The organism is Leptospira broomii serovar Hurstbridge str. 5399 (assembly GCF_000243715.2).
GTDB classification, from domain to species: domain Bacteria; phylum Spirochaetota; class Leptospiria; order Leptospirales; family Leptospiraceae; genus Leptospira_B; species Leptospira_B broomii.
In genome coordinates this window covers 2,143,804-2,163,138 of the sequence record NZ_AHMO02000008.1, presented here as the reverse complement: position 1 = coordinate 2,163,138, position 19,335 = coordinate 2,143,804, and the positions used below count along the sequence as shown (strand labels likewise).

The following is a 19,335-nucleotide window of genomic DNA, read 5'->3' as shown; positions in this document are numbered from 1 at the left end:
TTCTTCAAATTCAGGTAACGAAAGAAGTGAAATGATCGTTCTTTTTTAGGAACTATTCACATATTAAGGAATCATGATTCTCCAATATCGGAATCACAATTCCGTACTAAAGTTTCTCGAGTTTTGCGGCCTCATACGCAATGATGGCCGCTTTTCGAGTGGCTCCCCATCTATATCGATTCAAAACCCCCGTTTTACGAATAACCCGATGACAAGGGATCAAATAGGCTAGTGGATTTTTAGCAACTGCAGAGGCGACCGCTCGAACCGACTGCTTCGAACCTGTCCGTTCCGCAAGGTCCTCATACGAAATCAGAGAACCTTCCGGAATCGACATTAATGCTTCCCATACCTTTACTTGGAAATTCGTTCCGAAGAGATGAATTTTTATTCTATTTCGAGAAGGTTCAAACAATTCGTCGAGCTCCTGCGTCGCAGTCGCGTCTTCGATGAGCTCCGCGTTTTCCCATTTTTTACGAAAAGTCTGGTCGATTTCGGAGATCGTTAGATCGTCCACAAAGTGTAATTCACATATTCCCTTATCGGTTTTTGCCGCGAACATTTTTCCAAACGGACTCGGGTGAAATCCATAACGAATCTTTAAATCCTTTCCGTTCGTCTTCCATTGTCCCGGCGTTACGGCCTCTGTAGTCACGAATAAATCATGTAGCCTTCCGGTCCCGTTCATCCCGAGAGAAAGCGCCGCATCTAGAGAATTCGAACTTTTTTGCAATATCTCTTTGGCGTATTCCCGTCTTAGAAATTGTAGATACCGTTTCGGCGGTAAACCTGCCCATTCCGAAAAAATTCGAGTAAAATGATATTCCGATAATCCGGCGACCGAGGCCAATTCGATAACATCAGGTTGTTCCGGAAAAACCGAATCGATATATTCGATCACTCGCGCGACCATTTCGTAATACTCCGCCGACTTCTTTGCGTTCATTTTTTGTCCAACCAATCGCAAATGTCGCTCACGATTTGACCGATGGAACTTTCCGTAATCATCCAGTGAGATGTGTTCTCGTAAACCTTATAACCGGCACCGTATCGATCGGCAAAGTTTTTTAAAGATTCTACGTTTACGATTCTATCTCTAGCTGCCGCAGCCACGAAAACGGGGCATTCAATCTCGGACTTGGACTTATATGCTATCCGAGAAATTCTTCCGGGAAGAACACATTCCCGCACTACATAAGGATTCTCATTCAAAAAGAAAGGATATAAATCCTCCTTTTCTTGACTAGGCAAACATTGGTAGATCCAGGTCGAGAATCCGATTAGACTCGGCCGGGATGATTTCGTAAAAAATTTGGAAATAAACGTTAAATAGATTCCGAATGCGATCGCATATAATCCAGGTCGATTGTATCTTATCGGAACGACAGAGCTGAGTAGAACCAAGGCCTTAGGTTTTACCCTAGCGGCAATGATTTGAGCCAATAACCCTCCGAACGAATGACCGATCAAAATCGTGTTCTTCCAATCATTACTATGTTTTTGCAATATTTCCAGATATCGATTCGAATCGGAGATGATATTTCCGTCCTCTCCTATCTCCGTATTTCGTAATTCAGGGATCGAGTAAGAATATCCTCTTTCCTGAAACTTCTTTGCCATCGGAACGTATAAGCTGCTCCGGCACCATAAACCCTGTGCAATAACCACTTTTCTTTCCATAAATGGAGAGTACACCGCCAAGAGAGGGTTCTCAACCCGGTTCCTGCTATTTTGAAGGGGATATTTTTATGTTGACCGGTCTATTTATTTATGGATTCAATGGCTTTATGGGTGAAAAAGGGGAAAAATCCAGGGACAGAATGATCCGAGCAATGGCCGAAGCCTTGGAAATACGAGGTTATTCCGGAACCGGTTTGAATGATATCGTCGAGGCCTCGGGAGCTCCGAAAGGATCCATTTATTTTCATTTTCCGGGGGGCAAAGAGGAATTAGCGACCGAAGCCTTGTCAAGCTCGGGCGAGGAAATGGGGGATTTTTTCCAGCGTGTATTGAAAAATTCCAGAAATGCCGCAAACGGTATCGAGAATATATTGCAATCTCTTGAAACGAAACTGATCGCCTCTAATTTCTCCAAAGGTTGTCCTATTTCCACGACTGCAAACGAAACCGCTTCGGAAAACGGAGCGGTAAACGAAGTCTGTCAAAATATATTCAAAAATTGGAATGCTAAATTGGAACTTTTCCTGAGAAATTCCGGATACGGAAAAGCTCGCGCAAGGGAACTTTCCTTAGTCTTACTTTCGCTAATGGAAGGAGCGATACTACTATCCAGAACGAGTAGAGACGTTCGCCCGCTTCGTTCCGCGGCAAAAGCCGCAAAACAATTACTGAATGCAGAGGAATAAATTATGAAACCGCTGAAAATAATACTAATCGTTCTAATGGTCCTTATCTCGACTCAAATCTACCTTCTCGGATTTCCGAGATTGGCAGTTCCGTCCGATCCCGAAGTCTCCCACGTCGCAACCGATCCTCGGATTTTCAAAGAGAACTATAGACCCGAGATTCGTTTTTCGTTCATTAAAACCGGAGAAGGAACCACCCTTGAAGCTTTTATAGTGGAAGGCGGTTCAATATTCAAAAAACGTAAAATAATTCATACTGCCGTATTGATAGAGCATCCGAATGGAACCCTTCTTTTCGATTCCGGATTGGGGACTCATGTCGCCGAAGAATTTCAACAACACGCTTTTTATAAAAGACCGTTGCTCGCTTATAAAAACGATCGTCCTGCGATAAATCAATTGAAAGAGGCCGGCTTTGATTCTCGTAAAATCCGATCCATATTTCTTTCCCATTTACATTGGGATCACGCAAGCGGAATCAAGGATTTTCCTTGGGCGAAAATTTACGCTACTTCGGCGGAAAAAGACTTCGCTTCGTCGTACGACGGACAAAAGAAGGGGTACATAGCTTCCCAATTTTCCGGCAAAGCAGTGGATTGGGCGGAAATATTCTTTACTGACGGACCCTACGAGAACTACGAAAGCAGTAAGGATTGGTTCGGAGACGGAAGCCTGGTTTTTGTACCTATCCAAGGACACACACCCGGTTCCGTCGGAGCCTTCTTAAATCTCTCCGGAAATCGCAGATATCTTTTTACCGGAGATACCACCTGGTCCCAAGAAGGATTCGTTTTCCCAGCACACAAGCCTAGGGCGTCGCGATGGATAGCCGATAACGATCCGAATCTTTTAGGAGAAGAATTGGAGAAGATTCATCAACTACTTTCGCGTTATCCGAAATTACAGATCGTACCCGCTCACGACGCAACTGTCCAGGAGAAGTTTGGATTCTTCCCAAATTGGAATCGATAAACATTCGATCATCGGAACTCGAAGAAGCGATTCAATCAATCATATTGGAAAATAAAACGGAAAAGTAAAAGTTCATATCCTAGAATTTGAACTTCCAGTTTATTTTCGCCCGGTGAAACGCAACTTTTTTGAAATGTTGCGACGATTCTTCTCGTTTCTTCCTCATAATAAGGTCGGGCTTTTTTACGGGGTTTTATTAGCGTAGCATAGCTTTCACCAGGGTTTTTAGGATATCTCTCCAACCTATAAAACCAACTCTCAGGAAAAACTAAGTACGTGTAAGGGAATTCCAACTTGTCGATCGCATCACAGGTTCCAAGTCTAACGCCCGTCTCTCCTAATTCGGTGACTTCTCGCCCGCCGAATTTAGGACGAATCGTAATCAAAAAAGCCCGCTTTCCAAGCCGTTCTAATTCCGAAAAGCCTTCTTGAATATGATCTCTATCGAAGTCCGGTCGCGAAAAATTATTCGGATCCGAAAGAACTCTTTTTAATTTGTCTGCCCATACTTCGGAGGCGGTAACCAAATAAGATCCGTTCCAGTCTTTTCCATCAGGGACGCCTTTCCTAAATTCGTTTTCAATCGGTAGATCTTCAAAGGATGTACGAAGATTAGCTCTGCAAGTAACGCATACTATGCATAGAATTGTAATTAAGATTGCATTCGCAGACATACGGTGTCGGTAAAGAATCGAGAATGTATCGCGCATAACTTTTAAAACGGATTGATCGATGAGGTCGCAAATTCTATCGAGCTGTTTTAATGAGCAAAAGTTCCCGAGTCGCTCGTTCCAGTTCCTGTTTAACCTCGGGAGTTTTTTCGAAAACATAGGCATCGAACAGTCCGGGCAGACATTCCGGATCACCAATAATTCGAATCGTATCTACTGCTTGCAAGCGTAACGCGAGTTTCTCTTTCTTATTGGAAGCGAATGTTATCAGGGCGGGAACCGTCGTCTTTTCTTTCAAATCACCGACTGCTCTTAGAATGGAAAGTTTTACGTCGATGTTCTTCTCTTTATCCAGAATTCTTTTTAAATCGGTCGAACCGGGATTAAACCCGAGTTTGCCAACGGCTTCAGCCGCCTTGGATCGCAAAAAAGGTTCTTTATCATTTTCTAAAACGGTAATCAGCCCCTGTCCTCCTCCGTGGTTCCCCAATTCAAGCAATAGATCGATCAATCTAATTTTTAGGCTATTTACGGTCTCTCTAGATAATTGTTCCGAAACGGCCTTTGCTCCCGACTTGTCGATGAAGGGGAACAAAGCCTCGACGCATACGGCACGAAGATCGTGATTTTGTTCGGTGATCCCTTTATAAAATAAGGAAATATACTGCCTATTTTTTCTGTCTTTCAGGATCTCCAACGCTTGCAGACGAACATCCTCATCTTCGTCGCTTGCCGCCATCTTCGGAATTAAACCGCGGGTATCTTGGAGATTGTTCTTTTGCAATATGGAAATAAATTTTCTTCTCAAAGCCGGACTTTCATCGGAGGAGAATTTGTTTATTAAATTTTGGACCCTTTCGTCCTTAATCCAAACGGAAGATTCCAAAAAGTACTCCCTATAAATCGGATTTGGAGAATTAGCTAAATCCAAGACATTCGGCATTGCGCGATCGTCTTTCATATTCTGAACACATCGATATGCAATCTGTCTGAGCTCGTAGTCCGTATGAGTGAGGCCGGTAATCACGGCATAGATCAGTCTTTTTTCCTTCTTTTTTTCGGCTAGTTCTAGGATTCTCTTTTGTAATTCGACGTTCTTCGTTATTTTAAATAATACCTCCGATTCGGCGCTCCAATTCGGTGCAAGCGAATCCAATTCGTCGATTTCGGAGAATAATCCAAGTATCGCAAACTGAGTATCTTCTCTAGAATTCGGGTTGGAAAGAATTCGAGGCAGTTCTCGAATCAGATCCAATCTTGCGCGGCTGCGGATCTCTTGGATGGATCTAACCTGCTTTCTTCCGCCGGATAACACATCTTCTTTGAACAGATCTTTTACCTCCTCCGAATGTATGAAGGAAGTAACGACGAAGAAGCAAAAAAAGAGAAGGAAAAGAATCCGTCTCAGAAAACTCCCTCCCGTTGAGAAGAGCCTTCTAACGCGGCGGAAGCGGCACGTTTATTATCGTATGCTTCGGTGTTGGAAGGATCCAAATCGATGGAGTTTTGAAACGATCGAACGGCCTTTTTATATTCTCCATTCTTATAATAAGCCACGCCTAGATAATTGTAAGCTGTCGATGCAGTTTTCGGCTTCACTTCGGAACGAACGATAGCGGTTAATTCCTCGATCGCCTTTTCGCGATCCAAAATCGAATTTGAATCTAAGAGTATCTTCGTTAGAACTAAACGCCCTTCGTAATCGTCCGGATCCATGTGTGCGGATCGATAAGCTTCGTCCTTTGCCCGATTTCGTAAATCCGGATCCTTTGACTTGTTGTAGAGTAAGGCCAGCTTCTTATGAGCTTGCTGCAATTCGGCGCTATTCTTGGATTGATTCAATATTTGTAATAGAATTTTTTCCGCACTAGAAGTTTGATTCGAACCGGCATAAGCTTCCGCTAATTTAAGGGCCACTTTATAGTAGTCCTCTTTCTGCTTAAACAAAGCGGAATATTCTTCGATCGCTTCCCGATAGAATTTATTTTCTAAATAATAATCCCCTAAGGCTTCCTTAGGCTTGATATCGGTAGGATCCAAATAGGCCGATTTACGGAAATTTTCGATCGCTTGTACTCCGTTACCGGTATGTTTGTATACCAAACCTAGATTATAATAGGCCTTCGCGTTTTTAGGGTTGATGTCCAACACTCGATTCAAATACGTTACGGCTTCTCCATACCGTTCCATCTGATCCAAAACTACGCCTAAATTAATTAGAGCCGTTTCGGTAAAGCTGTCTCCTGGTGTCGAGTCTACGATTCTTCGGTACGTTTCTTCGGCGGCAAGCAAATCGCCTCTATTATAATACGTTTCCGCCAATTGAAAAAGTAAATCTAAGTTATTCGGATTGTATTTTAGACCTTTGTGAAGAGCGTCTATTGATTGCTCTCCTTGATTTAATTGTTCGAATGACTCGGCGATGGATCTGAAAATCTCCGGATCCGAGGCGCCGGCCAGCTTGGCCATCTCTAGATATTTTAACGCTTCTTCCATCTTTCCGTTCTTTTTTAGTACCACGGAAAGATTATACAATGCTTTTGCGTCGTTAGGAGAAAGAGTCGCGGCTTCCCTAAAATAATGTTCAGCAGAGCCGTAGTCCCCGCGATTATAAGCGATGTTTCCCAGGTAGGCACTAGAAAGAGCAGATAACTTTCCTCCTCTAGATTTGAGAATAACCAGTTTGAATTGCTCTTCGGCCTGAGGAAGTTCTCCTTTTTTAAAATAGCTTACGGCTAAATTATAGGTTAGATATGGATCATCGGGAGCGGCGGATAATCCTCTCTTATAAGCGTCAATGGCCGCGTCCGGATCGTTGATTTCATTGAATAAATTCCCGGCCAAAAGAGCGATCCGTGGATCGTCGGGGGCAAGTTCCTTGGCTTTCATCGCGGTGGATCTTGCATCCGCAAATTGACCGTTATGCTTATAGGCTATGGTAAGATTATAATACGCATGGACGTTTTTCGGGTCAAAGAGTACCGCTTTTTGTAAGCGTTCGATCGCGAGGGGAAATCTCCCTGCCTCGTCGTGAATAACTCCAAGAACCGTAAGCGCGACCGACTTCTCCTGCTCGGTTGAAGGTCCGTTTAAAAATTCAGTACAATAATCGAAAGCCTGTCGAGTGAATCTCTCTTTATAAAGATTGATGCATTTGGTTAACTGAGGATTAGCGCTGCCTTCCGGAAGATACGGTCTTTCCAAAAGTCTACTGATATCTCCTTTCGGTGCCAGTAAATCTTTGCTTCCGGAAAAACTTCCACCCGCCAAGTCTCCTTGACGATGAGTGTAATAATACCAACCAGCAGCCAAGAATGCGAGAAGCACTAAGAGTACCATCGCACCCCAGAAAAAGGCTAATTTATTATAAGAACGACGGGGCCGAAATTCATCCGGCTCCTCACCGTAATAAGCTGAGGTTTTAGGCTCTTCCGTCTCCAGGAAGATCCGGTTTTTTCGGATCGGGTTTTCCATGTCGGTTGGTCTCGTATTGAAGGATGGAGTTCAGGATTCCATTAATGAACGGAACCGAATTTTCGCTCTCAAACTCTTTGGTCAGTTCAACCGCTTCGTCAATTACGACTGTAGGCGGGATTTCCATTGAGTTAAGCAGCCCGTAGATGGATAAGCGCAATATACACTTATTCACCGGGGAAATTCTTTCAAAATCCCAATTCCTCGAGTACTTCTTGATTAGAGTATCGATGGCCTCGCCGTTTTTCACAACCCCATTTATAATCGAAACGGCAAAATCCCTCTCATCCTTTTCGATTTTTTTGTCGTACCATTTGAATTTCAGAACTTCGGATAAGGGCGGTTTTACTAATTCCAGCTGATAAAGCGCCATTACAGCGATCTCTCTGGACTTCCTGCGGGAAGTGGACATGGATTAGAGTAGTGCCAACAGATTAACCATTTCAACGGCAGTCAGAGCGGCTTCATAACCTTTATTACCCGCTTTTGTCCCGGCCCTCTCAATGGCTTGCTCGATAGTATCCGTAGTCAGAATTCCGAAAGCCACCGGGAGAGAGTATTGAACTCCGATTGAACCGACCTTGGCGGATTCTCCCGCAACGTAATCGAAATGCGCGGTCGCACCGCGAATCACGGCGCCTAAACAGATAATGGAGTCGTATTTCTTGGAAGAGGCAGCTTTAGAAACGACAAGAGGAAACTCGTATGCGCCCGGAATCCGGACGATAGTAATGTCTTTGTCTTCGACGCCGGTTGCAAGTAAAGCTTCCGTCGCTCCTTTCAAAAGACTTTCCACAATAAATTCGTTAAAACGGGACACGATGATACAGTGCTTTTGACCTGTACCGTTAAGTTTTGCTTTGAGTTCCTTAGGCATCGGTTTCCTAGTTGATTCTATTATCGAAAAAACACATGTTACCCTCTGTGGCAACCGGAAAAGAGACTCGATTCTTCAAATTCTTCCCTTTATCAAAGATCGGATTCGGCATTTTCCTTTGTTATTTCTCCTCCTGCGCTTCCGTTCAATCTATCTGGAAACCCAATGATTCCTTTATTAAGAGCTTGGAATTACCGGGCTGGGTATTGGAGTCTTCCATCAAGCTTAGGGTCTTCAACGATACGCCGAACACCGCAAACCCGGAAGACGCGCTGCCGGAAGACGACATCGCATTTTATTCCAATAATGCCCGGGTATTAATGGCAGCTTCACCTGCAGCAATGAAGGACATCTATAAGATGGCAGGTTGTTTAGACGGAACCGAGTTGGTTACGATCCGTGGAAACAAAATCACCGAAAATCAGGAAGATATATGGTATGGAATTTGTCGAAGCGGCGCCCAGGATACCGTAGTATTCAAAGTATTCGATATGGGGAACGACCATCTCTATCGTCTGTACGAGGATGAACTCCTACCCAACTGGGAGGAGGCTAGAAAAATCGTTCAGACAAATCCGGAAAAGGCCATGCGACTGGCCAATAAATTGATCGAACACGAACCCTCGCATCCGGGAGCTCGAAGACTGCTAGGAAGTCTATATTTAAAAGCGGGTTACTGTCCGGGAGCGATCCGAAATTATCGAATCTACCTAAGAATTATGCCCAAGACTCCGGAAAAAGAAAAGATCGATTCTCTCGTGAGTAAATCTTGTAAGGAAAGCTTAATCCCTAAGAAAAAAGAACAGAAGGAATTTTCGGAGGATCTACCGAACTTAGGCGAGTAAAATCTTAGTTCAAGAGAACTTCCCCGTCCTCCTCGGTAATTTCTCCTCGGCGTTCAACCGGAAAATACTTTCAAATTCTGTTGGAGCTCACACAATTTTTCTAAATAAAATAGCGTTGAAGAACTATCAATTTTGTGAAATACGGCATTCCGTGGCACCGGGGTACCACCGCACCAGCCCCCGCCCAGGAAGGGTGGGGATTTCGCAAAACTTTGACAAGATTCGCGCAAAAGTGCGGAGAGATCGATTTTAGATTATGGAATATCGAGAGGGGACCCGTTTAGTAAGCTCGAGTTTTGCTTCTATTCCTTGATTCTCAAAACCAAGGTGATTTTTCCGTCGGGCTTCTCCACTACTTCAAAACCTTCTTCCTTTAAGGTCTTTTTAATTCTATAAAATCCTAAATTTACAACCTTTGGTAGGTTCTTCTTAGAAGATCGAGTAGGGAATTCGTTCGGCAGAGCATCCATCCATATTAGTTTCGGTTCCGGGGGGCATCGTCTTGACCTTGACAGGGAGAATTCCTTGCAGGAAATGAGAAAGGAAATGCAACGGATTTTCCTAAGTGTTCTTGTTCTTTTACTTTTAGGAACGGGGACCGCCGGTCTTTTTTTTCCGGAATGGTTTGAGTCTCCCGTACTCCTTTGGATTCACTCCAAATTTTCCTTCGTCGTCTTTGTGATTGTGATTTTACTAGCTTCCGCCGCGATTTTGCGCATTACGATTCGGGCCCGAAGAGCCATGCGAAATCAAGCAAATGCGGTGGAATCTCATCTACGTAATATTCTGGAGGAACTTGTCCAGGATTCTCAGGCATTGGGAGATTTTTTAAGAACTGATCTCCCGCAAATAGAGGATCGACTAAAATCTTCGAGAGAAAAACTCCCAAAGGAAGTTTTCTCATCCTTCTCTTCGGTCTGGACTCGAATCCGAACGGACGCCGAAGCTGCCTTTCGGGAATTGGAATACCTTCCTATGGAGCCCGAGCTGGCGTTAGAGAAGGAAAAGAAACATTCAATATTAGAATATAAGGATCTTTTAAACCGACACACTAAGTCGAAAGCTGTGTTAGAGCGGGTAAGATCGGACCTTTCCTTATTAAAGGAAAAACTAAGGGAGAAAGGATGTTGAATCGTAAATACGCTTTTATACTCGCAATTCTATTCTATCATTGCGCATCGGAACAATCCATAGACTCTCAACCATCAATGCCCTCTGCGACGGAATCGGTCCTGCCGATGAAAACATTTCTTCCCGCTACGGAACATTTCGGAAACTTAGTATCGAATCGTTGGAATAGTCGTGCAAAAGGAATATTACTTCACCATACGAGAGGACTTAACTCGGAGGAGTATATCCGCAAGAGTGTTACGGGAGGTTGGCTTGTTCATTATCTGGTAGATAAAAACGGAAAAATCTACGGGGTGGAAGAAGCCGGAAAAATCCAGCTGAAAGCCTCGCCGAAAATGGACGAGAACGCGATTCATATTGCCTGGGAAGGCAACCGCGAAGACATACTCAAACGTTCCACGCAAAAAAAGGCGTTATTCAATTTGGTCCAAAGACTTGCGAGAGAATACAAAATCTCATTCACAAATTATGATATAGATTCCAGAAACGGAATTTTCACTCATACTCAGGCTAAAAAACGATTCGGTCGATTTCTGGACGGAGGCGATTGCGGAAATGAAAACGTAATCAAGGCACTTTTGGAAGAATCGGGAGGAAAATATTACTCGGAGCCGGAATGGAAAGACCGATTCGGTCCCGATTGGGTATTGAGAAAAGAAAGGCCTTTTTCGGGACCTACCGGGGAACAATTAGAACCGACATACGATAGAGGGAGAGGAGTTACTCTCACTCCGAAAGCGGAATTAGAATCCATAGAAAAAACTAAAGACGGTCTCCTCCCGGAAGAACGTCGGCTACGATATAATTATAGAGGTGCAATCACTGCGGATTGTGTGGTTTTGCATTTTACCGCGATTCCTGACTATAATCTTACCTTAAAAGTATTAGAAAAACGGAATTTATCAGCGACTTTCCTTGCTGATAAAGACGGAAAAGTCTATCAGCTTTTGGATCACCACTTGCATATGGCCGCTGCCGCGACTGGAACGAATAGAAATTGCTTCCAAGTCGAGATCGTAGGCAAAGACACCGAAATGCTCTTAGCGAATCCGCTTCAATCGGGGGCGGTCGCCAAACTCGTCAAAGAGCTTTCGCAAAAATATAATTTCCCTTTGGACAACAAGGCAATCGAGCTGCTAAAGGGAGTGTATTCTCATACTCAGGCAAAGAAGAAATGGGGAGGTTCGATTTTCCTGGACGCGCAAGATTTTGATCCAGGCGAACCGTATATGAAAAAGATTCTAGACCTGGTCGGAGGCAAATTTTATTCGGAGAAAGATTGGCAGGACAGAAACAGCGATAATTGGATCTTGCTTTTTACGGAATTCCAACCCTAAAGTTCGACAGGCTTCGCGACCCGAGATTTGGGTGACACTTTATTTTTCTCGAATCGTGTGCGACGAAGTTGGCTCGGCGTTTTGCCCGTCATCTTCCGAAACGCATCATTAAACGAAGACTTCGAATTGAATCCGACAAAATAACATATAGAGAGAATGTCCTTTTCGGGATTTTCCGAAAGTAAGGCAACGGCTTCATCGATTCGAAACCGGTTAATATAATTGTAGAAGCCTACTTGTAAATGTTCATTCAAAAATTCCGTAAGCTGATAAGGCTTGATTTCCAGGTCGTCGGCAAGGCTATGCAGGGTTAGATCCGGGTCCCTGTACAATTTCCCTTCTCGCATCAACTCATCCATTCGCAACTCTAATAGGGCTAAATCCAATCCGACTAACAGGGATTTTTCGTATTTTTTTCGGCGAACTTCGCGCGTCAAAGGCGCAAAAAAATTAGGATATCTAGCGGGGGCGAGAAAGAGCAAGATAACGGTTAGTGTAACGAGCATTCCCCCGATTTCAAAGAGACCATTCAAACCTGCCATAAATCCGAAAATGAGAGAGTACATCGCGCAAACCGTAACGGTGGCTAAAGTCAAAATAAAACGGATTTGAGGGCGGATTTCCTTTACGGAAAATACGGTTAATAACATACGATAACGGACTAAGAAATATCCCGTAGTTAGCAGGGTAGTTATCAGGAACGAAAAGGCCAAGTAATGTCGAAATCGAATCGTCCTAAAATCCTTTAAATCTTCGATTATCACCGGAATCGGTCTAGCAAAGAAAAAAACCTCCAGGATCAGAAAAATCCCCGGAACGATGAAATGCAATCGGACGTCGCGATCGAGCGCTTGATTAGGGTAAAGGAGGGAATGCGTGTATAAAAGAGTCAGGGGACCGATTGTTGAAAAAGAGGTAAGCAATAGAAAAATAGAATGTGGATAGGTCTGGTCCACTTCTCTCACGACATTGCCCGAAGAAAATAGAATAATACCTAAAGCTGCAAATAAAACCGTCGCCAGCCTATCCTCTCGCCCCTTTTGTCGCGTTAGAATGCGCTGGAAAGCGAGTAGAAATGAAAGTCCGGATCCAAAATAGATGATCGCAACCCCCAACCCATAATTTAACATGATCGGTAGTTTAAAAAAAAAGAACGATCTGTCAAGTTTTCTGACTTTCAAACCGCTTAGATCCACGCGGTTATTTCTTATTATTTCATTATAAAAATGAAAAGAATTAGTTGGAACCAAAAGTAATTCTTATTAATCACTTATAATTCACTTATTTCTAAAACATCTTTTTTATTACAACAGTTCGAATAGTATAATCCGTACGTTCGAGTTCTATCCGTCGGACGACTCTTTTCGAATACCGAAGTATCCTTTCTTTCAGTAACGAATCGACGGACGAGTCAACCGTCGAAGTGGAGCTTTAGATGGAAACGCGAAGTGTGAAAAAAGCAAAGGGATTCTTCAAGATGGCATTGATCGCCCTAACTGCCTTAGCTGCCGGATGCCCCGTGGGAATTTTTACCGAATTCCCCAATCAAGAAGAAGTTTGCAGTTTCGATCCGTTGCGCGAAGGAATTAGAGTAGTATCAGCCGCTTCCTTTCCACAACCGAAATTGCAATCTTTATTAATCAACGGAAATCTTGCCTGGCAAAATCTACCCAATAGCCCGATTCCGGTTCCTCCTCCTACGCTCAGTCCCGGTCAAACTATCACTTTGAAAGGTACCGGATTCGGCGCTGGACCCGATATCGATTATTCTAAAATCATGATAGGGAATACAAGAGTCTTGGAAACAGATCTGACAATGTACGAACAACGCTTGGATGTCGCCAAACAGGTAAATTTCGAGGTAGACGCTATCGAAGATACCTGGGGTAAGTATATCGTCAGTTGGACGGATACTGAAATTCAATTTGTCGTTCCCGAACACACTACGAGCGGACCCTTAATCGTACAGGTTCAGAAGAGAATCGGATATAACGAATCCCTTTTAAGACCTGGACAATCCCACAATGTAATCAATGCGCAAACGAGAAGAATCACCGACGAAAGCTTTAAACAAACCTGCGACGTTGTTTCAATCCTGAGCGACGCTCAAGCCACCGATCCATTGACAGTAAGCATCAATAACCCGGGTTTCGGAGTATTATTCTCGTTAGGTGAAAAGATTTTTTGGTCTTATGATTTTAATATCGGTATCGCTCATATCATTCGGAATCTGGATTGGAGTAAAATTTTCGGATACCAAGCCACCGATCCTGTTACGGGTTATATCGCCGATCCCGCATTATTATTCGGGGCAAACAAAGCCAATGCCGGCGAAGTTCCTTCCGCAGCAACCGATAACGTTTATTTCGACCCGTACCCTCAACCCACTCCTATACCCGGATTTTTGGGATCGGATCCGCTATTGAAAGGAAATACCAGAAGCAGCGGTTGGGCCGGCTATCGTTATGCGGAAGCCTCCAATCCTTATACCGGGAAAGGCGAATGGATAGGATTCAACTGCGCTTCATGCCACGGTTATAGAGTCAGTTTCGAAGCTACCCCGGGAAACATAGTTACAAAAGTGATACCGGGACTTCCGAATCCTAAATGGTCCCTGAAATGGTCTCTATTAGGAAATTTTAAAGGAGTTATCGCAAGCGAACCCGGTCCTGTTTTCGACTCCGGTACTAAGGATGTGGATAAGACGATTCTCATTTACTCACTACCTCAAGGCGCCGGAGAACATGCCTTGATTCGGATAAAAGGAGAAGGCAGCGAAACGGATAATGATTATCAATTCTCTCCGATCGCAATTCCTAACGTAACCAATTATATGGGGATTAGACGATCACTCTCGCATACGGAATCGTACGTCGGATTCGAAGGTTCTTATATACATTCGGAGGAACCTGACGGATCCACCGGCTCAATGCGTGCTCATGAACTTCAAGCACTAACTGCATACATGACTAAACTCGATCAGTATGATCGTCCGTTGCGGCAAGTCGGATTATATCGTTGGTTAAAATATAAAGGAAAACTAAACGGCCAAGTCGGAGGAGATCCCGGAGAAGGAAGCTTTGCACAAACCGGATGGGAATCGTATTCGGGCGTTACTTCGGCAGTCAATCGAGGTAAGACGATTTTTCAACGGGATTGCGGAAGTTGCCATACCGATAAAGTGGGCCTGAACTCCAACGAAAAGATGTTTCGTTTAAACGAAGTCGGTAGATTTTTCACTCCTACCATTTATCAACGAAAACAACAATCGATCCGAGCAACTTTCTTACGGGATATGTACTGGGTTCAACACAGAGGCTTACTGACCGACGGTCATGTTCGAAACTTGGAGGATCTAGTCAATCCTGACCGATGCACGGAGGGATCACAGCTATACAATTCCTACTATACGGTCCATAATGCTTCGATACCCGCTTTAGGCGGACCCGACTTCCCGGATCCGTACCCTGCCCATAATAGAAAAGGAGATGTGTTTAGAGTTCCGAAATCGCCCACCGATACGGATACCGGCGTTAAGAGAAATCGATTTATCGAAAGGCATAAATACTTTGTATCGATTCCGGGAGATAATAATTGGTATTACTGGGATTATCAAAAGATGAGACGTGAATATGGTCCCGACGAATTAGGAACGATAGCGCCGATAGGAATGCCGGCTGCCCCTCATCCTTGGTGCACTAAGAATACTAACGATGTGGATGATTTGGTAGAGTATATCCTCACACTCTAAGGTCCGTTGACCGTCCGGTAAGAATATCCGTCGCGAACAAACGGATATTCTGGAAAGGGTTCCGCACTGAACGTTATTCTCCGTTCAGTCCTTTCCGCAGCTACGCTCTACCGGACTTTTATTTTCTACTCGAGCATACTGCGTAACATCCAAGCCGTTTTTTCGTGAATTTGCAAACGTTGAGTCAATAAATCCGTTGTCACCTCGTCCCCACCGGATTCCGCCGCCGGAAGAATTCCCCTTGCAGTTCGAATAACTGCTTCATGCCCTTCTACCAAATTTTTAAGCATCTCTTCCGCCTTTGGAACCCCATCCTCCTCCTTCAAAGAAGTTAGGTTTGCAAAGGCCTTATAGGTTCCCGGAGCAGGATATCCGAGAGATCGGATTCTTTCGGCGACTAGATCCAGAGCATTCCAAAGCTCCGTATATTGGGTCATGAACATTAGATGCAGGGTGTTAAATAATGGCCCCGTAACATTCCAATGATAATTATGAGTCTTGAGATATAGGAAGTATGTATCCGCCAAAAGACTTTGTAGGCCTTTATTGATCGCGTCCCTATCTTTATCCTGAATTCCAATATTTGGTTTCATAAGCACCTTCTGTGTAGAATTATTCTAAATTTAGAATAATTCTACAAAATTAGACTTTCTTTTTCAAGCTAAAGTCCTGAAAAAGAGTTCAATTTCTAAAAGAAAGCAAACTCAAAATGGAAAGACCATCCATTTATGGCTTTTTCGCAATTGATTTTCTCTAAGGAAAGTAGAGTACCCGAGTATTCGTAGTATCACCTACCCAAAGCTGGCCACAAGAACTTAGGGCAAGAACCGCTGCGGCACCAACACTATCGGCAGTCGGCCCTGTTTTTCCGATATTTGTGTAATCTGATTGCCCTAAAACCTTGTCCGCTCCCCCGCCATTGGCAACTCCGTTAGCATAATGAAGCACTCGTAAATTTCCAGTATCGCCTACCCAGATACCACCGTTAGAGTCGACTGCAATACCCTGGGGTTGGTAAAGGGAAATTTGCGTACGAGTAAATTGACCCGCACTAGACGTATAATTGATCTGACCGAGAACTCGATCTGCATTCCCCCCGCTCGCTGTTCCATTGGGGAAGTGAAGAGCTCGATTATTTGCATATTCGACAATCCAGATTCCTCCATTCAAATCCACTGCCAATCCGCGAGGGTCATTCAAGGCGTTCTGAGCAGTTACTCCACCGGTTCCCGACGTGTAATTCGACTGACCTAAAACTAAATCCGCATTTCCTCCACTCGCTATTCCGCTGGGGAAGTGAAGAGCTCGATTATTTCCTCCGTCGGAAATCCAAATCCCGCCCGCAGAATCGATCGCTACAGCATGGGGAGAGCTCAATCTACTTTGAGTAGTAGCGTTTGTCCCGCTCGTATAGTTAGCTTGACCGATAACTAAATCCGCGTTCCCACCTGTTGCGACCCCGCTCGGGAAATGAAGCACTCTATGATTTCCAGAATCTACTACCCAAAGCCCACCATTGGAATCGACTGCTAATCCTTGCGGAGTCGTCAATGTGCTTTGAGTTGTCCCGGGCCCGCTTGAGGTAAAGTTAGACTGGCCCAGCACAACATCCGCGTTACCTCCGGTTGCTACCCCATTCGGGAAGTGTAGTACGCGATTATTCGTAGCATCAGAAATCCATTGACCGCCTTTAGAATCTACGGCGATTCCCGATGGTTGTTTAAATTGATTTTGGGCGGTTCCTGAAGCGGACATTGTGAAGCCCGACTGACCCAAGACTAAGGTTGCCGATTCTCCAAGAGTTAGAACAGGAGTAGTTGTACAATTTGATTGGGTTGCTGAAGCTGCCAAGAGCGCGACAAGCAAATTATCTTTGTTATCGTGCCTGGGTTTGCAGGAAAGTGCGATTATTAATGCTACTAAAATTAATGCAAGCGGTTTGAATTGATTCATGTTCACGAATATCCTTCTCTATACTTCAAAACAAGTTGATGATTCGCTTATGAAACTAAAAAACTTCGATATGAAACGACATCGACTAGATTGAATGTTGCAAAATCTATACCGGCAAGACGTTCGAATACAGAAACATTTTTGCCTTACTCAATATACCAAAGAAGAATATGTCAACCGGAATTAGGAAGACTTGAATAAAATATCAATTTCATCAAGAAAACAATTCACTTCATTCGAAGAAAGGAACGAGTATTCCAACGTATAGCCGACACGCCAAACTGCAGTTCGCCGCTTAACCTATGAGTTCATTTTTGATTTCTTCATTTTGGCTCTTGTTGTGCTCGATTCAGCCAGAAATTAATTTATAAAGTGATTGTACGCAAAAGAGGCAAAATTCTAATTTCCTAAATAAACTGTCAGAACTTTCGAACATATCGTTACTTGCAATTGTTGTGTGGTATTGGAACCCCGCCCTTCCTGGGCGGGGGCCGGAGCGAAGCGGCGGTACCGCCTGCATTTCACAAAATTGATTTTATTACAATCCATTTTCCCTTTGAAAGTCTGTAGGAACTCCCACTGGCTTTTTTTTTTTCAGATTGCAATCGTAAAGCTTCCCAAGGGGGGACCGTGTGTTTCGCGTAATACGATTCTTAGGGGTAGTAAAGAACTCGGTGATCACTATAATCGGTCACCCAGAGTTGGCCGCAGGGAGAAACTGTAAGAGCATTCGGCCCACCCATCAAGGCCGCCGAGACGGTGTTACCGGCGTTGTTGGACGTATAGTTCGGTTCACCTAATACATTGTCTCCGTTCTTTCCGTTCGCAAACGGAGGAGAGAAGTGAATGGCTCTTCTATTCCCATAGTCGGCAACCCAAAGTCCACCGTTAGCATCCATAGATAATCCTGTTGGCGCCCATAGTCCGCTTTGAGAAGTCGAAGGTGTGGAACTTCCAAACGTCGATTGCCCTAAAACGGTATCCGCATTCATGTCATTTGCAAATGGAGATGCAAAATGCAGGGTTCGGTGATAGCTAGTATCCGAAACCCAAATCCCTCCGCCCGAATCCACCGTTACTGAATTGGGATTCGCTAGAGTAGATACCGTCGCACTGGTGGTTCCTCCTGACGTAAAGCTCGTTTGACCGAGCACTAAATCGGCAGCCTTTCCATTGGTTAATGGCGTGGAGAAATGTAGTATTCGATTATTCCCGCTGTCGGCAACCCATAACCCGCCTGACGCCTCGACCGCAACTCCTCTTGGACTATATAATAGTGTAGTACTGACTCCGGAAACTCCGCTTGTTCCAATCACTATATCGGCGCTTCCGCCGGTGGCAACTCCGCTTGGAAAATGTAGAATGCGATGATTCAAGTAGTCGGCCACCCATATACCGCCTGCAGAATCGACAGCTACAGCTTGAGGATTATTGAATTGATTCAAGCCGGTTCCAAAAGTACCGCCTAAAACTATGTCAGGTGACCCTCCGGACGCGACCGGCGACGGATAATGTACGACCCTTTGATTTAGCGTATCTGAAACCCAGACACCGCCTTTAGAGTCATGAGTCATTCCTTCCGGATAATGCAATTGAGAGACGCCGGCGCCGAATCCGCTGCTGACAAAGTCGGTCTGACCGAGAACGACAGTCGCATTTTCCCCGGTGGAAAGACTTGGAATCGCACATCCGGCTCCGGAGTTTGTCGAAATATTTCCAAGTATAAGCGACAATAAAAATCCGCTTCCATGGCTCATATCCACGCTTAACGGTTTTGCCTGGTTACAATCAAAGAATACAAAAAAGGCTATCAGGAGTAAGAATGACGCCCGGAAATTTGCCGACCGGGACTGAGGATCAGTTAAGCAATTTCGTTGTTCGTCTAACATTTCCGTTTACCCGACTATATCCTCTACCGAAGTCAACAGTCAAGAAAGAAGAAATTGAATCGGAATTTG

At 44.3% G+C, this 19,335-nt stretch carries 18 protein-coding genes; 6 read left to right on the top strand and 12 right to left on the bottom strand.

Going from position 1 to position 19,335, the window contains the following annotated elements:
- Positions 1–106: 106 nt before the first annotated feature.
- Together LEP1GSC050_RS15620 and LEP1GSC050_RS15615 are read right to left on the bottom strand one after the other, a co-directional pair.
- Positions 107–946, bottom strand: coding sequence for a bifunctional helix-turn-helix domain-containing protein/methylated-DNA--[protein]-cysteine S-methyltransferase (locus LEP1GSC050_RS15620; RefSeq protein WP_010568677.1), 840 nt, complete (start codon positions 944–946; stop codon positions 107–109).
- Entirely contained in the window at positions 943–1,680 is a 738-nt protein-coding gene (locus tag LEP1GSC050_RS15615) for an alpha/beta hydrolase (RefSeq protein ID WP_020987310.1), read from the bottom strand. The genes LEP1GSC050_RS15620 and LEP1GSC050_RS15615 overlap by 4 nt, the downstream gene beginning before the upstream one ends.
- Positions 1,681–1,748: 68 nt before the next feature.
- On the opposite strand from LEP1GSC050_RS15615, the gene LEP1GSC050_RS15610 reads away from it, so the two are divergent.
- Positions 1,749–2,366 (top strand): TetR/AcrR family transcriptional regulator, encoded by a 618-nt coding sequence (locus tag LEP1GSC050_RS15610; RefSeq protein WP_010568675.1) that lies wholly within the window; start codon positions 1,749–1,751, stop codon positions 2,364–2,366.
- Between the two features lie 3 nt (positions 2,367–2,369).
- The gene (locus LEP1GSC050_RS15605; protein WP_010568674.1) at positions 2,370–3,338 is read left to right on the top strand and encodes an MBL fold metallo-hydrolase; all 969 of its coding nucleotides are present in this window, start codon (positions 2,370–2,372) and stop codon (positions 3,336–3,338) included.
- Between the two features lie 35 nt (positions 3,339–3,373).
- Here the strand turns inward: LEP1GSC050_RS15605 and LEP1GSC050_RS15600 are convergent, their stop codons facing one another.
- The 5 genes from LEP1GSC050_RS15600 to ribH form a co-directional block, all read right to left on the bottom strand.
- Complete coding sequence (locus LEP1GSC050_RS15600; RefSeq protein ID WP_020987252.1) at positions 3,374–4,012, bottom strand: hypothetical protein; 639 nt, start codon at positions 4,010–4,012, stop codon at positions 3,374–3,376.
- A gap of 73 nt (positions 4,013–4,085) precedes the next feature.
- Complete coding sequence (locus LEP1GSC050_RS15595; RefSeq protein WP_010568672.1) at positions 4,086–5,324, bottom strand: HEAT repeat domain-containing protein; 1,239 nt, start codon at positions 5,322–5,324, stop codon at positions 4,086–4,088.
- Between the two features lie 89 nt (positions 5,325–5,413).
- A complete protein-coding gene (locus LEP1GSC050_RS15590) occupies positions 5,414–7,483 on the bottom strand; it encodes a tetratricopeptide repeat protein (protein ID WP_010568671.1) in 2,070 nt (689 codons plus the stop codon).
- Positions 7,431–7,895 (bottom strand): transcription antitermination factor NusB, encoded by a 465-nt coding sequence (gene nusB, locus LEP1GSC050_RS15585; protein WP_020987251.1) that lies wholly within the window; start codon positions 7,893–7,895, stop codon positions 7,431–7,433. Before nusB ends, LEP1GSC050_RS15590 begins: the two co-directional genes overlap by 53 nt.
- A gap of 3 nt (positions 7,896–7,898) precedes the next feature.
- The gene (gene ribH, locus LEP1GSC050_RS15580) at positions 7,899–8,360 is read right to left on the bottom strand and encodes a 6,7-dimethyl-8-ribityllumazine synthase (RefSeq protein ID WP_010568669.1); all 462 of its coding nucleotides are present in this window, start codon (positions 8,358–8,360) and stop codon (positions 7,899–7,901) included.
- Positions 8,361–8,395: 35 nt separating this feature from the next.
- On the opposite strand from ribH, the gene LEP1GSC050_RS15575 reads away from it, so the two are divergent.
- On the top strand, positions 8,396–9,205 hold the full coding sequence (locus tag LEP1GSC050_RS15575) for a tetratricopeptide repeat protein (RefSeq protein WP_010568668.1): 810 nt from the start codon (positions 8,396–8,398) through the stop codon (positions 9,203–9,205).
- A gap of 302 nt (positions 9,206–9,507) precedes the next feature.
- Here the strand turns inward: LEP1GSC050_RS15575 and LEP1GSC050_RS21005 are convergent, their stop codons facing one another.
- Positions 9,508–9,675, bottom strand: a complete 168-nt coding sequence (locus LEP1GSC050_RS21005) for a hypothetical protein (RefSeq protein WP_010568667.1) — start codon at positions 9,673–9,675, stop codon at positions 9,508–9,510.
- A gap of 76 nt (positions 9,676–9,751) precedes the next feature.
- Between LEP1GSC050_RS21005 and LEP1GSC050_RS15570 the strand changes: the two genes are divergently transcribed.
- Positions 9,752–10,336 (top strand): hypothetical protein, encoded by a 585-nt coding sequence (locus LEP1GSC050_RS15570; RefSeq protein WP_020987186.1) that lies wholly within the window; start codon positions 9,752–9,754, stop codon positions 10,334–10,336.
- Entirely contained in the window at positions 10,330–11,673 is a 1,344-nt protein-coding gene (locus tag LEP1GSC050_RS15565) for a peptidoglycan recognition protein family protein (protein ID WP_010568665.1), read from the top strand. Before LEP1GSC050_RS15570 ends, LEP1GSC050_RS15565 begins: the two co-directional genes overlap by 7 nt.
- Here the strand turns inward: LEP1GSC050_RS15565 and LEP1GSC050_RS15560 are convergent.
- Positions 11,670–12,803 (bottom strand): AraC family transcriptional regulator, encoded by a 1,134-nt coding sequence (locus tag LEP1GSC050_RS15560; protein WP_010568664.1) that lies wholly within the window; start codon positions 12,801–12,803, stop codon positions 11,670–11,672. The genes LEP1GSC050_RS15565 and LEP1GSC050_RS15560 overlap by 4 nt on opposite strands.
- Before the next feature lie 305 nt (positions 12,804–13,108).
- Between LEP1GSC050_RS15560 and LEP1GSC050_RS15555 the strand changes: the two genes are divergently transcribed.
- Complete coding sequence (locus LEP1GSC050_RS15555; RefSeq protein ID WP_010568663.1) at positions 13,109–15,424, top strand: hypothetical protein; 2,316 nt, start codon at positions 13,109–13,111, stop codon at positions 15,422–15,424.
- 125 nt (positions 15,425–15,549) lie between these two features.
- On the opposite strand, the gene LEP1GSC050_RS15550 is transcribed toward LEP1GSC050_RS15555, so the two are convergent.
- The 3 genes from LEP1GSC050_RS15550 to LEP1GSC050_RS15540 form a co-directional block, all read right to left on the bottom strand.
- Entirely contained in the window at positions 15,550–16,017 is a 468-nt protein-coding gene (locus tag LEP1GSC050_RS15550) for a Dps family protein (protein ID WP_010568662.1), read from the bottom strand.
- 160 nt (positions 16,018–16,177) lie between these two features.
- Positions 16,178–17,377, bottom strand: coding sequence for an NHL repeat-containing protein (locus tag LEP1GSC050_RS15545; RefSeq protein ID WP_010568661.1), 1,200 nt, complete (start codon positions 17,375–17,377; stop codon positions 16,178–16,180).
- A gap of 653 nt (positions 17,378–18,030) precedes the next feature.
- Complete coding sequence (locus LEP1GSC050_RS15540; RefSeq protein WP_040911394.1) at positions 18,031–19,266, bottom strand: NHL repeat-containing protein; 1,236 nt, start codon at positions 19,264–19,266, stop codon at positions 18,031–18,033.
- Between the last annotated feature and the right edge of the window lie 69 nt (positions 19,267–19,335).

Coding starts and splice junctions, on each gene's coding strand:
- LEP1GSC050_RS15620 (WP_010568677.1), bottom strand. CDS start 946: ATGAACGCAAAGAAGTCGGCGGAGTATTACGAAATGGTCGCGCGAGTG.
- LEP1GSC050_RS15615 (WP_020987310.1), bottom strand. CDS start 1,680: ATGGAAAGAAAAGTGGTTATTGCACAGGGTTTATGGTGCCGGAGCAGC.
- LEP1GSC050_RS15610 (WP_010568675.1), top strand. CDS start 1,749: ATGTTGACCGGTCTATTTATTTATGGATTCAATGGCTTTATGGGTGAA.
- LEP1GSC050_RS15605 (WP_010568674.1), top strand. CDS start 2,370: ATGAAACCGCTGAAAATAATACTAATCGTTCTAATGGTCCTTATCTCG.
- LEP1GSC050_RS15600 (WP_020987252.1), bottom strand. CDS start 4,012: ATGTCTGCGAATGCAATCTTAATTACAATTCTATGCATAGTATGCGTT.
- LEP1GSC050_RS15590 (WP_010568671.1), bottom strand. CDS start 7,483: ATGGAAAACCCGATCCGAAAAAACCGGATCTTCCTGGAGACGGAAGAG.
- nusB (WP_020987251.1), bottom strand. CDS start 7,895: ATGTCCACTTCCCGCAGGAAGTCCAGAGAGATCGCTGTAATGGCGCTT.
- ribH (WP_010568669.1), bottom strand. CDS start 8,360: ATGCCTAAGGAACTCAAAGCAAAACTTAACGGTACAGGTCAAAAGCAC.
- LEP1GSC050_RS15575 (WP_010568668.1), top strand. CDS start 8,396: ATGTTACCCTCTGTGGCAACCGGAAAAGAGACTCGATTCTTCAAATTC.
- LEP1GSC050_RS21005 (WP_010568667.1), bottom strand. CDS start 9,675: ATGGATGCTCTGCCGAACGAATTCCCTACTCGATCTTCTAAGAAGAAC.
- LEP1GSC050_RS15570 (WP_020987186.1), top strand. CDS start 9,752: ATGCAACGGATTTTCCTAAGTGTTCTTGTTCTTTTACTTTTAGGAACG.
- LEP1GSC050_RS15565 (WP_010568665.1), top strand. CDS start 10,330: ATGTTGAATCGTAAATACGCTTTTATACTCGCAATTCTATTCTATCAT.
- LEP1GSC050_RS15560 (WP_010568664.1), bottom strand. CDS start 12,803: ATGTTAAATTATGGGTTGGGGGTTGCGATCATCTATTTTGGATCCGGA.
- LEP1GSC050_RS15555 (WP_010568663.1), top strand. CDS start 13,109: ATGGAAACGCGAAGTGTGAAAAAAGCAAAGGGATTCTTCAAGATGGCA.
- LEP1GSC050_RS15550 (WP_010568662.1), bottom strand. CDS start 16,017: ATGAAACCAAATATTGGAATTCAGGATAAAGATAGGGACGCGATCAAT.
- LEP1GSC050_RS15545 (WP_010568661.1), bottom strand. CDS start 17,377: ATGAATCAATTCAAACCGCTTGCATTAATTTTAGTAGCATTAATAATC.
- LEP1GSC050_RS15540 (WP_040911394.1), bottom strand. CDS start 19,266: ATGTTAGACGAACAACGAAATTGCTTAACTGATCCTCAGTCCCGGTCG.